This is a genomic window from Paraburkholderia sp. (assembly GCF_036488505.1).
Taxonomy (GTDB): domain Bacteria; phylum Pseudomonadota; class Gammaproteobacteria; order Burkholderiales; family Burkholderiaceae; genus Paraburkholderia.
The window spans coordinates 30,869-42,685 of sequence record NZ_DASXHN010000210.1; the positions used below are offsets into that span (position 1 = coordinate 30,869).

The 11,817-nt window shown below is 64.4% G+C and carries 9 protein-coding genes, 1 other RNA gene and 1 pseudogene; 3 read left to right on the plus strand and 8 right to left on the minus strand.

The window, feature by feature from the left end:
• Positions 1–160: 160 nt before the first annotated feature.
• On the plus strand, positions 161–1,135 hold the full coding sequence (locus tag VGH68_RS12765; RefSeq protein ID WP_331603986.1) for an NADPH:quinone oxidoreductase family protein: 975 nt from the start codon (positions 161–163) through the stop codon (positions 1,133–1,135).
• A gap of 143 nt (positions 1,136–1,278) precedes the next feature.
• On the opposite strand, the gene VGH68_RS12770 is transcribed toward VGH68_RS12765, so the two are convergent.
• From VGH68_RS12770 to ffs, 8 genes are all read right to left on the minus strand, one after another.
• The gene (locus VGH68_RS12770; RefSeq protein ID WP_331603987.1) at positions 1,279–2,103 is read right to left on the minus strand and encodes an ABC transporter permease; all 825 of its coding nucleotides are present in this window, start codon (positions 2,101–2,103) and stop codon (positions 1,279–1,281) included.
• A gap of 91 nt (positions 2,104–2,194) precedes the next feature.
• A complete protein-coding gene (locus VGH68_RS12775; protein ID WP_331603988.1) occupies positions 2,195–3,007 on the minus strand; it encodes an ABC transporter ATP-binding protein in 813 nt (270 codons plus the stop codon).
• A gap of 127 nt (positions 3,008–3,134) precedes the next feature.
• The gene (locus VGH68_RS12780) at positions 3,135–4,172 is read right to left on the minus strand and encodes an ABC transporter substrate-binding protein (RefSeq protein ID WP_331603989.1); all 1,038 of its coding nucleotides are present in this window, start codon (positions 4,170–4,172) and stop codon (positions 3,135–3,137) included.
• 171 nt (positions 4,173–4,343) lie between these two features.
• On the minus strand, positions 4,344–5,585 hold the full coding sequence (locus VGH68_RS12785) for a CaiB/BaiF CoA-transferase family protein (protein WP_331603990.1): 1,242 nt from the start codon (positions 5,583–5,585) through the stop codon (positions 4,344–4,346).
• 194 nt (positions 5,586–5,779) lie between these two features.
• A complete protein-coding gene (gene recR, locus VGH68_RS12790; protein ID WP_331603991.1) occupies positions 5,780–6,376 on the minus strand; it encodes a recombination mediator RecR in 597 nt (198 codons plus the stop codon).
• A 210-nt stretch (positions 6,377–6,586) separates the two neighbouring features.
• A complete protein-coding gene (locus tag VGH68_RS12795; RefSeq protein WP_331603992.1) occupies positions 6,587–6,913 on the minus strand; it encodes a YbaB/EbfC family nucleoid-associated protein in 327 nt (108 codons plus the stop codon).
• 73 nt (positions 6,914–6,986) lie between these two features.
• Positions 6,987–9,635, minus strand: coding sequence for a DNA polymerase III subunit gamma/tau (locus VGH68_RS12800; RefSeq protein ID WP_331603993.1), 2,649 nt, complete (start codon positions 9,633–9,635; stop codon positions 6,987–6,989).
• Between the two features lie 214 nt (positions 9,636–9,849).
• An RNA gene (gene ffs, locus VGH68_RS12805) (signal recognition particle sRNA small type) lies at positions 9,850–9,948 on the minus strand.
• Between the two features lie 494 nt (positions 9,949–10,442).
• Between ffs and trxA the strand changes: the two genes are divergently transcribed.
• Together trxA and rho are read left to right on the plus strand one after the other, a co-directional pair.
• Complete coding sequence (gene trxA / locus VGH68_RS12810; RefSeq protein WP_013089343.1) at positions 10,443–10,769, plus strand: thioredoxin TrxA; 327 nt, start codon at positions 10,443–10,445, stop codon at positions 10,767–10,769.
• A 272-nt stretch (positions 10,770–11,041) separates the two neighbouring features.
• A pseudogene (gene rho / locus VGH68_RS12815) lies at positions 11,042–11,817 on the plus strand (transcription termination factor Rho); the annotation flags it as partial.

The following is an 11,817-nucleotide window of genomic DNA, read 5'->3' on the forward strand; positions in this document are numbered from 1 at the left end:
GCCGCCGCAAGATCGTGTTTCAATGCACTGTGCAACACCGGTCGCAAGCAGAGCGCGCTGCATCGCCGTCCGATGCGCGATCTGCAGCGCAAAAATGGCACGGTCGTGCGAGCCACTTTACGCATTGCCCGTTACCAAACCCTGAACGAATGGAGACACGATGCGCGCGATTCGCTGCAAGCAATACGGGCCGCCCGAGAGCCTGGTCGTCGAAAACCTGCCGGAACTGGAAGCGCCGCCTGGCCACGTCGTGATCGACGTGAAAGCTGCGGCGGTCAATTTTCCGGATGTGCTGATCATCGAGAACAAATACCAGTTCAAGCCGCCGTTGCCGTTCACGCCCGGTTCGGAAGCAGCGGGCATCGTGCGCGCGGTCGGCGCGGGCGTCACGCGGTTCAGGCCGGGCTCGCGCGTGGCCGCGTTCACCGGTTCGGGCGCTTTCGCCGAACAGGCACTCGCGCCCGAATCGGCCTGCGTGCCGCTCGAGGACGACGTGCTATTCGAACTCGCGGCTGCATTCACGCTCGCGTATGGGACGTCGCATCACGCGGTGATAGATCGCGGCGCATTGCAGCCCGGCGAAACGATGCTCGTGCTCGGCGCGGGCGGCGGCGTCGGACTTGCTGCCGTCGAGATTGGCAAGGCGCTCGGCGCGCGCGTGATCGCGGCGGCATCGAGCGACCAAAAGCTCGCGATCTGCGTGAAGCACGGCGCCGACGCGACGATCAACTACAGCACCCAGGATCTGCGCGAGCGCATCAAGGCGCTCACCGACGGCAAAGGCCCCGACGTCATTTACGATCCGGTCGGCGGCGTCTATGCGGAGCCGGCCTTTCGCAGCATCGGCTGGCGCGGACGCTATCTGGTCGTCGGCTTCGCGAACGGCGAGATTCCGAAGCTGCCGCTCAATCTGATGCTGCTCAAAGGGGCAAGCGTGGTGGGCGTGTTCTGGGGTGACTTTGCGAAGCGCGAACCGCAGCGCAATCACGCGGCGTTCGACCAGATGGTTGGATGGATTCGCGAAGGCAAACTGAAACCCTATGTGTCCGCGCGCTATTCGCTCGACGACACGGGCCGTGCATTGCGCGACATGGCCGAGCGCCGCGTGATCGGCAAGGTGGTGGTGACGCCTTGATGGCAAAAACGGCGCGAAGCCTGAACTGTGTTTCAGACTCCGCGCCGTGTGTGATTGAGGTCGTGTCGACCCCGGCGCGCTTTATCGCGCTCGGTCGCGAGCAGGCGCCGCTCGCACCCGGTGCATGTTCAAGCCACGAAAACTCACAGCTTCTCGGTATCGCCACTGCGCGGCTGCCACTTCATCAGGCGCCGCTCCGCCATTCCGACGATCCCGTCGAGAACCAGGGCGAACGCGGTCAGCACCAGAATCCCCGCGAACACGGTGTCGATATCGAATGTGCCTTCGGCCTGCAGGATCAGATAACCGACCCCACGCGCGGAGCCCAGATACTCGCCCACGACCGAGCCGACGAACGCGAGGCCCACCGACGTGTGCAGGCTCGAAAACACCCAGCTCATCGCGCTCGGCAGATACACGAAGCGCAGCAGCTGCTTACGGTTCGCGCCGAGCATTCGCGCGTTCGCGAGCACGACCGGACTGACTTCCTTCACGCCTTGGTAGACGTTGAAGAACACGATAAAGAACACGAGCGTGACGCCCAGCGCGACCTTCGACCAGATGCCAAGGCCGAACCACACGCCGAAAATCGGCGCGAGAATCACGCGCGGCATCGAGTTCGCGGCCTTCACGTACGGATCGAATAACGCGCTGGCGAGCGGCGCGAGCGCGAGCCACAGCCCGAAGCCGAGCCCTAGCGCCGTGCCCAGCGCGAACGCGAGCAAAGTCTCGACGAGCGTGATCCACAGATGCAGATAAATCTCGCCGCTCGTGAACCACTCCCAGATGCGCTGCAGAACCTTCTGCGGTTCGCCGAAGAAGAACGCCGCCTTGTTCGGGTCATCGAAATAGAACGGCGGCAGCAGCGTCGGGCTCGTCAGCACGTACCACAGCACGAAGCACAGCACGAGCAGCAGCCATTGCCAGATCACCAGATTCGCCCGGCTCGGGCGCAACGTCTTCCACATGACTTGGTTTGCCTTCGTCGATGATTGAACGCGGGTTGTTGCGTCTTCTTGCGTTTTCTTGTTGCCGCGCATGCGTCGCCGCGCGGCGCGCTTAAACAGCGGTCAATTGCTGCTGATAACCCTTCAGCACTTCATCGCGCAACACGCTCCAGATCTGCGCATGCAACTCGACGAAACGCGGATGCGAGCGGATTTCCGCAACGTCGCGCGGGCGCGGCAAATCGATCCTGAATTCGCCCATCGGATGGGTGGCCGGCCCCGCCGACAGCACCACCACGCGGTCCGACATCGCGATCGCTTCGTCCAGATCGTGCGTGATGAACAGCACCGCCTTGCGCTTCGCGGCCCATAGCTCGAGCAGTTCGTTTTCCATCAGCTGACGCGTCTGGATATCGAGTGCGGAAAACGGCTCGTCCATCAGGATGATGTCGGGATCGAGAATCAGCGTCTGCGCCATCGCGACACGCTTGCGCATGCCGCCCGATAGCTGATGCGGATAACGGTCGCCGAAGCCGCCAAGGCCGACGCGTTTGAGCCATTCGTCCGCCTTCGCGCGCGCCTCGGCGGCCGGCACGCGACGAAACGACAGGCCGGCCACCACGTTGTCGAACGCCGAGCGCCACGGCATCAGCGCATCGGCCTGGAACATGTAGCCCGCGCGGCGATTCAGGCCATCGAGCCGCTCGCCGAACACGCTGACCGAGCCCGCCGACGGTTGCAGCAAACCCGCGCCGACGTTCAGCAACGTGGACTTGCCACAGCCGGTCGGACCGACCACCGACACGAACTCGCCCGGCTCGATGCGTAGCGTCGTGTCCTGGACCGCCGTGTAGCGCTGCGATCGGTTATCGCGCGCGGCAAACGTGCAGGTAATGTTTTCGAGCGCCAGGGCAGCAACGGTCATCGTTCGGCTCGCTTCGGGAATCGGGTTGGGGGAAAGCGTAATGAGGTGATGGCGGCCGCCGCGGTTGCCGCGGACATGGCGCGTTGTGCGCTCGCTGTCCGCGTCCCGGCTGCTACGCTTGGCGCGCCTACGCCTTGACGGTCGCCAGCGCTTTCTTCACGAAGTCGTTGGTCCAAGTCTTCGACAGATCGATGTGCGCGTTCTGGATGACCGGATCGAAGGCCTTCAGCGTCTTGAGCGACGTCGCCGGGCCGTCCGCGGGCATCATGCCGTCCGGCGACATCGCTTCGCGCACGTGCTGCCACGCGTCGAGATAGAGTGCGCGGTCGCCGAGCAGATAGCTCTCCGGCACGGTGTTGATCAGTTCGCTGCCGCTTGCGTTCTGCAGCCACTTCAGCGCGCGCACCATCGCATTGGTGAGCGCCTGGGTGGTGTTCGGATTCTTTGTGATGAACGCCTGCGACGCATACAGGCAGCCGGCCGGCATATCGCCGCCGAACACGCTACGGGTATCGGCAAGCGTGCGCGTATCCGACACCACGCGCACGTCGCCTGCGCGTTCGAGGCGCGTGACGATCGGATCGAGGTTGGCGATCGCGTCGATCTGCCCGGACTGCAGCGCGGCGATTGCGCCGGCGCCCGCGCCAACGCCGATGAACGCGACGTCCTTCGGACTCAGGCCGGCTTTCGCGAGCACGAAGCTCGCCATGATCGACGTCGATGAACCCGGCGCGGTCACGCCGATCTTCTTGCCCTTCAGATCGGCAATCGACTTGTAGTTCGGCATGGTCTTCTTCGACACCGCGAGGACGATCTGCGGCGCGCGACCTTGCAACACGAATTCGCGGAAAAACTGCTTTTGTGCCTGCAACAGGAGAGTGTGCTCGAACGCGCCGGAGACGACATCGGCGCTGCCACCGACCGCGGCTTTCAGCGCCTGCGAGCCGCCGGCGAAATCGGAAATCTCGACGTCGAGCCCTTCGTCCTTGAAGTAGTTGCGACGCTCCGCGATCGTGAGCGGCAGGTAATAGAACAGGTTCTTGCCGCCGACCGCGATCGCGACCTTGGTGGTCTCGGGTTTGCCCTGCGCGAAAGCGAACGGGGTGGCTGTCAGCGTGGCGCCTGCGAGCGCGGCGCCGCCGGCGAGGAAGGTTCTGCGTTGCATGGTCTGTTGTCTCCAGATTTTGTGGTCCGGCTTTTTTGCGGCGCTGTTGCGCGCTATCGCGCGGCGTGGCTCGCGCCTCTCGCCTCTTGCTTCGTCGCCGCGCTTTTCCCGCTTTTTCGTGTCGTATTTTCTTCACGCCACCACTGCTTCTCACGGCGCGCCGCAGGCGCGTCAGATGATCTGTTGCGCGCGCAGCCTGGCGATGCCGTCAGCATCATAACCTAGTGATTGAAGGACTTCATCGGTATGTTCACCCAGTTCCGGGCCCAGCCAGCGAGTCTCGCCGGGCGTCGCCGAGAGTTTCGGCGTGACCGCCGGCAGCGTGATTTCGTTGCCGTCCTGCCACTTGAAACGCTGGATCATCTGCCTCGCGAGGTACTGCGGATCGGTGAACATGTCCGCGACGCTGTAAATGCGGCCCACCGGCACGTCGGCGGCATTGAGCACCGCGAGCGCCTCGTCGATCGTACGGGTGGAAAGCCACGCGGCGATCGCGGCGTCGATTTCCTCAGTGCGCGGCACGCGGCCGTCGTTATGCGCGAGCGCCGGATCGTTCGCGAGATCGTCGCGCTCGATCGCGATCATCAGGCGCCTGAAAATCGGATCGCTATTGCCGCCGATCACGATGCTGCCGTCGCGGCACGGATAGGTATTCGACGGCACGATGCCCGGCAGCGACGCGCCGGTGCGCTCGCGCACCATGCCGTACACCCCATATTCGGGCACCACGCTTTCCATCATGTTGAAGACGGCCTCGTACAGCGCGACGTCAACGACCTGCCCCTTGCCGCCGCTCACCTGCCTGTGATGCAACGCCATCAGCGCGCCGATCACGCCGTGCAGCGCGGCGATCGAATCGCCGATCGAAATGCCGATGCGCGGCGGCGGCAGATCCGGATAGCCGGTGATATGGCGCAGACCGCCCATCGATTCGGCGATCGCGCCAAAGCCCGGCCGGTCGCGATACGGGCCCGTCTGCCCGTAGCCGGACAGACGCACCATCACGAGGCCCGGATTGTCGGCGGACAGCACGTCATAGCCGAGGCCCAGTTTCTCGAGCAGGCCGGGGCGGAAGTTCTCGACGACGATATCGGCCTCTTTCGCGAGGCGCCGCACGATCTCCTTGCCCTCGTCGGCTTTCAGATTGATCGTCACGGATTTCTTGTTGCGCGCCTGTACGGCCCACCACAGCGACGTGCCGCCAATTTCCGGATAGAGCTTGCGCCATTTGCGCAGCGGATCGCCGCCCTTGGGGTCCTCGATCTTGATCACGTCGGCACCGAATTCGCCGAGAAAACGCGCGGCGAACGGTCCGGCGATCAGCGTGCCGAGTTCCAGCACCTTGACGCCGGCGAGCGGGCCGCGTGCGGGTTGCGGCGCGGCGCTCGCGCCTGATTCGGAGGTGACGCTCATGTGTCTCCCTTGTTGTAGTACCGACGACGCTCTCGCCTTGCGGCGCTCCGGCATTCTCGCGTATGGGGCGGCGTTTGCGGCACGCTGATTACGGGCCTGACGGTGCCGACCGAGCAAACGGGCCACCGCCCCTGTTCGGCAGCGCCCGCACCCGCGGTCAAACACCTGCAAGCGCGCTGCATGCGCTACATGCGCTACATCGAACGGCGATCGAGCATCGCTCGCGCGATCGTACCCGCGTCGACATACTCCAGTTCACCGCCCACCGGCACGCCGCGCGCGAGACGCGTCACCGATAGCCCGCGCGCCTTGAGCGTTTGCCCGAGGTAATGCGCGGTGGCCTCGCCTTCGTTGGTGAAGTTGGTCGCGAGCACGACTTCCTTGACGACGCCATCGGACGCGCGCTTCACGAGCCGGTCGAAATGGATCTCCTTCGGGCCAATGCCATCGAGCGGACTGAGCCGCCCCATCAGCACGAAATAGAGACCGCGATAGGTCATCGTCTGTTCGAGCATGATCTGGTCGGCTGGCGTTTCGACGACGCACAGCAGCGACGGATCGCGCTCGTCATCGAGGCAGACCTCGCAGATCTGCGCTTCGGTAAACGTGTTGCACTTTTCGCAGTGGCGCAGATGCTCGGTCGCGAACAGCAGCGAGCGGCCGAGCTTTTCGGCGCCGTCGCGATCGTGCTGCATCAAGTGATACGCGATGCGTTGCGCGGACTTCGGCCCGACACCGGGCAGCGCGCGCAGCGCTTCGACGAGCGCCGACAGGGCGGAAGGTTGTTTCATGCGGATCGGCGTCGAAGTGGATGGTGCTCGAGTAGGCAAGTTGGACCAGACTGCGGTGCTCGGCCCGCTCGAGCGCGGTTGCCGCACTCTCACGTTCGGCCTGCACGTTCTTCGGTGCTTGCGATACTTTCGGTGCGGTCAGCCTGCGCGCGTTGCGTAGCAGCCCCCACCGTGGCGATGACCGCCGCGGCGCTTGCCGTCATTACCGATTTAGAACGGCAGCTTGAAGCCCGGCGGCAGCGGCAGGCCAGCCGTCATGCCGCCCATTTTTTCCTGCGCGGTCGCCTCGGCCTTGCGCACGGCGTCGTTGAACGCGGCGGCGACCAGGTCTTCGAGCATCTCCTTGTCGTCGGCAAGCAGGCTCGGATCGATCGACACGCGGCGCACGTCGTTCTTGCAGGTCATCGTCACTTTCACGAGACCCGCACCGGACTGCCCCTCGACTTCGATCTGCGCGAGTTGCTCCTGCATCTTCTTCATGTTTTCCTGCATCTGCTGGGCTTGCTTCATCAGCCCGGCGAGTTGGCCTTTCATCATGGACGTGCTCCTTCTGGATAGCGTGATATCTCGATTCCGGCGCCGCGCCGCGATGGCGCCGCAAACCGGTGGATCAGTGGGCCGGCGACGCGCCGTTCGGGGCGGCGTCCGGGGTAATCGGGCGAATCGAGTCGCGTACGATGGTCGCGCCGAACTCGCGAATCAGCGACTGCACGAACGGATCGGCGTTGATCTCGCGCTCGGCTTCCTGCTGGCGCCGCGCGCGCAGCGCCGCATCGTGGGCGGCGGCGGTCCGGCGTGCCGGGCCGACCTCGACCTGCACGTCGACGTTTTGGCCGAGCCGTTCGACGAGCGCTGCTTTCAGTTTAGCGACCTGCGACGTTTCCGCGTATTGCGGCACCGGCACATTCAGCTTCAGCGTACTGCCTTCCAGCGCGATCAATTCGCTGTTGAACGCTAGCTGATACGAAATGCCCTTCAACGGCAGATCGACGGCAAGCGTGGGCCAGTCGCCGGTAAAGCCGAGCGGATCGAGCGGCACCGCGGGCGGCAGCGGGCGGGTGTCGAGCACCGGTGCCGGTGCGGCAGCCGGCCTGGTTGCCGCGCCCGACCCGTCCATGCGGACATCGTCGGGACCGTGGTCGAATACCGGTACGAAGTTATCGTCCGGGGCGCCGAAGTAGCCGTCGTCCGCGGCGGAGGGCGGCATGTAGTCGTCGTCGGGCGGCATGTCGTCCCACGGCGGCATCGACGAGCCGTTGTGTTGCGTGCTGCTGTCCGCACCGCGTGCCGGGGATGGCGGCGTGGCGGCGCCAGCCCGGTCTTGCGGCGCGCGGCGCGGCGCGCCAGGCACCGGTGTCGGTATCGGGGCTAGCGCGCGCGGCGCGGCGGCGGGGATCGGCGCCGCGGGCGCTGGCGGTTTGGCGGCTGCAGCGGCGTTTGTGCGGCCGCGGTCGGGGGACGTTTTGAGCCCGGCGTTGCGTAACACGTCGAGTGCGGCACTCGCGCCGCCTGCGCGGCGCGCAGCGGGGGCGCTCTGGGCCGGCGCGGGGGAGGCTTGCGGCGCCGCGTCCTGCTGCAGGGCCAGCGGCGCGGCGCCTGGTGACGGCGGCTTCCGGTCTTGCGCCAGCGATTCGACGGCTTGCTTCGTGGTCGCGCGTGGGGCGGTTGCCGGTGACGCCAGTTCAGTTGCGGGCGCGACATCGGCCGTTTCGTTCACGACAAGCCCGTTCGCGCCGGCAACGGCGGTACCTTCACTTGCCGGTGCGTCTTCCCATGGAGCCAACGGGCGCTCGGCGCTCGCCGGCTTCGCATCGTCGGCTGCCGGTGCCGCCTGGTCGACGCTGGCCGCCTCGTCATGTGCCGCTTCGGGCCTCGCGTTATCTTGCACTGCATCGGCGCGAGCGGGCGCCGCGGGCCGGGGAACCGGCGCGGCGACTTTCGGCGTATTACCCTTCTCCACGCCCGCATCGCCAGCCTGCGGCGCACCGACCGGCCCAGCGTCGGGCGCCGCGGCGCGTGCGGCTGCGGCTACGACTGGCGGCAGCGGCGCGGCCGTTGCCGACGCCCCCGACGGCGCCCGCAGCGCGGCGACCGTCGGCGCGCCGGAGCGCTTCGCCGCGGCCCCGGACGCGCCTGCCTGCGAACCCGCCCCGGTCGCGCCGGCGCCGCCTGTAGACGCCGGTTCGAACGCGAGCATGCGCAGCAGCGTCATCGTGAAGCCAGCGTACTCATCAGGTGCGAGACCCAATTCGCTTCGTCCGATCGTCGCGATCTGATAGAACAGTTGCACCTGCTCGGCACTCATCGTGTCGGCGAACCGGCGCAGATCGGCAGCTTCCGGCCACTCGTCGAGCACCGACGACGGCGCGAATTGCGCCCATGCGATGCGGTGCAGCAGGCTCGCGAGATCCTGCAGTGCCGTCGAGAACGACAGGCTGCGCAATGCCATCTCGTCGGCGACCGCGAGCACCGCGGCGCCGTCGCCCTGCGCGAGCGCGTCGAGCAAACGGATCAGATAACTTTGATCGAGCGCGCCGAGCATGCCGCGCACCGCGTCCTCGCTCACGTGGTTGGCCGAGTACGCGATCGCCTGATCGGTCAACGACAGCGCATCGCGCATCGAGCCGTCGGCCGCACGCGCGAGCAGACGCAGCGCCTGCGCGTCGAACGGCACGTTTTCTTCGCCGAGAATGCGCTCGAGATGCGACACGATATGACCGGCCGGCATCTGCTTCAGATTGAATTGCAGACAGCGCGACAGCACCGTGACCGGAATCTTCTGCGGATCGGTGGTCGCGAGAATGAATTTGACGTGCGGCGGCGGCTCTTCCAGCGTCTTCAGCATCGCGTTGAACGCGTGGTTCGTGAGCATGTGCACTTCGTCGATCATGTAGACCTTGAAGCGCGCATCGACCGGCGCGTACACCGCGCGTTCCAGCAGCGCGGCCATTTCATCGACGCCGCGATTGCTCGCCGCGTCCATCTCGACATAATCGACAAAGCGCCCTTCGTCGATTTCGCGGCATGCACGGCACACGCCGCACGGCGTGGAAGTCACCCCGGTCTCGCAGTTCAGCGCCTTCGCAAAGATGCGCGACAGCGTGGTCTTGCCGACGCCGCGCGTACCGGTAAACAGATAGGCATGATGCAGACGGCCGCCGTCGAGCGCATGGGTGAGCGCGCGCACCACGTGCTCCTGTCCGACGAGCGAAGCGAAATCCTTCGGCCGCCATTTGCGTGCGAGAACTTGATAGGTCATCCGGAAATTGTATCAGTAACAATGGGACGAAAAACCGAATCGGGATCGCGTGCGAACGCGCGCTGCAGCGTTGCCGGAGCACGCGAAAACCGGTTCGCAATGGATCAGACGATCAGGCGCCCACGACCGAGCCGCGACAATGTTACGGACGAACACAACGAGCGATAGATGGCGAAGCTGGGAGTACGTGCGGGGAAAGCGGAGAAAAGAGGAAGGTGACGAGCCCGACCCTCGGCACTGGTGGAAAACGGCTGTGGCTGCTTCGTTCCCGACCTGACCAGGTTGACCATCCCTCCATGCGAGGAGGCCCGTCGCGAAAGATTCTATCATCGCTCGATCGAGCGCGCGACTGTTAATGCGAGCCAGGCGCGTCCGACGCCGGATCCAGCGTCGGGGGCCACTTCTCGCCTGCTTCTCGCCTTCTTCACACCGATATAAACATGGGCACTTCGGCGGCTACTGGGCGTGGCACTTGAGTTCACCGTAGCCGCCACCATGTTTGCCTCATCGCGGCGTCACGACGAGACGGAAACCGGGCGGTGCTTGACCCGCAGCCATTGGCCCCACTGCCTTGACGAGTACTATCGCCCATCGGCAACGCATAGCGAATTAAGCTACACTGACTGCTGAACGATCCGCAAACGCGGGCCTTTCTGCCGTATTCCGCGAAAATCCGTGCTCTTTCGGGATCTACGCGGCATGCGAGGCAGGGCTCCCGGGCGCGGAAGCGAACGGAATTTTTCCCGGTTTTTGATGTATCGTGGCGAGCAATTCAGGCGGGCCTCGAACCAATAGAGGTATTCATAAATGAGCGAACAAATCAAGCATATTAGCGACGCATCGTTCGAACAGGACGTCGTGAAATCCGACAAACCCGTGCTGCTCGATTTCTGGGCTGAGTGGTGCGGTCCGTGCAAGATGATCGCGCCGATCCTCGACGAAGTCGCGAAGGATTATGCGGATCGCCTGCAAGTCGCGAAAATCAATGTTGACGAACATCAGTCGACGCCGGTCAAGTTCGGCGTGCGCGGCATCCCGACGCTGATCCTGTTCAAGAACGGCGCCGTTGCAGCACAGAAAGTCGGCGCATTGTCGAAGTCGCAGCTCACCGCGTTCCTTGACGGCAATCTGTAATACGCGCTGTGGCGGTTGCGGATCCAGCGCGACCTGCAAACGCGTCGCCCCGGGCGCCGCAAGCTGAACGAAGTAGCCGCGCTCGCCGAAAAGCGTGTTGTCAGTCGGCAACACGCTTTACTATAAAGATGCCGCGCCGCCGCACTGGCGGAAATTGGCGTGTGCTATGCTAGAATCCGCAAAACGTCGAAGAGACGTGTAAGTCTTTGAGCGTTCCGCTCACCCTCCTCCCAGATTCCATTTCGTCGCACCTTCTCCTGCGGGTTCTCCGTATGCATTTATCCGAGCTAAAGACTCTGCACGTGTCCGAATTGATCGAGATGGCCAATGGCCTCGAGATCGAAAGCGCGAACCGCCTGCGCAAGCAGGAACTGATGTTTGCCATTCTAAAAAAACGCGCCAAAGCTGGCGACACGATCTTCGGCGACGGCACGCTCGAAGTGCTGCCAGACGGCTTCGGTTTCCTGCGTTCGCCGGAAACCTCCTACCTCGCCAGCACGGATGACATCTATATCAGCCCGTCGCAAATCCGCCGTTTCAATCTGCACACGGGCGACACGATCGAAGGCGAGGTGCGCACGCCAAAAGACGGCGAACGCTATTTCGCACTGGTGAAGGTGGACAAAGTCAACGGCCAGCCGCCGGAGGCTTCGAAGCACAAGATCATGTTCGAAAACCTGACGCCGCTACACCCGAACAAGGTGCTGCTGCTCGAACGTGAAATGCGCGGCGAAGAAAACGTGACGGGCCGCATCGTCGACATGATCGCGCCGATCGGCAAGGGCCAGCGCGGCCTGCTGGTCGCTTCGCCGAAATCCGGCAAGACCGTGATGCTTCAGCATATCGCCCATGCGATAAGCAGAACCATCCGGACGTCATTCTGTTTGTGTTGCTGATCGACGAACGCCCGGAAGAAGTGACGGAAATGCAGCGCTCGGTGGCCGGCGAAGTGATCGCCTCGACCTTCGACGAACCCGCCGCCCGTCACGTGCAAGTCGCCGAAATGGTGATCGAGAAGGCCAAGCGTCTCGTCGAAATGAAGAACGAC

What these genes read in the sequence shown, in the direction of transcription:
- VGH68_RS12765 (WP_331603986.1), top strand. Translation starts at nt 161, where the DNA reads ATGCGCGCGATTCGCTGCAAGCAATACGGGCCGCCCGAGAGCCTGGTC.
- VGH68_RS12770 (WP_331603987.1), bottom strand. Translation starts at nt 2,103, where the DNA reads ATGTGGAAGACGTTGCGCCCGAGCCGGGCGAATCTGGTGATCTGGCAA.
- VGH68_RS12775 (WP_331603988.1), bottom strand. Translation starts at nt 3,007, where the DNA reads ATGACCGTTGCTGCCCTGGCGCTCGAAAACATTACCTGCACGTTTGCC.
- VGH68_RS12780 (WP_331603989.1), bottom strand. Translation starts at nt 4,172, where the DNA reads ATGCAACGCAGAACCTTCCTCGCCGGCGGCGCCGCGCTCGCAGGCGCC.
- VGH68_RS12785 (WP_331603990.1), bottom strand. Translation starts at nt 5,585, where the DNA reads ATGAGCGTCACCTCCGAATCAGGCGCGAGCGCCGCGCCGCAACCCGCA.
- recR (WP_331603991.1), bottom strand. Translation starts at nt 6,376, where the DNA reads ATGAAACAACCTTCCGCCCTGTCGGCGCTCGTCGAAGCGCTGCGCGCG.
- VGH68_RS12795 (WP_331603992.1), bottom strand. Translation starts at nt 6,913, where the DNA reads ATGATGAAAGGCCAACTCGCCGGGCTGATGAAGCAAGCCCAGCAGATG.
- VGH68_RS12800 (WP_331603993.1), bottom strand. Translation starts at nt 9,635, where the DNA reads ATGACCTATCAAGTTCTCGCACGCAAATGGCGGCCGAAGGATTTCGCT.
- trxA (WP_013089343.1), top strand. Translation starts at nt 10,443, where the DNA reads ATGAGCGAACAAATCAAGCATATTAGCGACGCATCGTTCGAACAGGAC.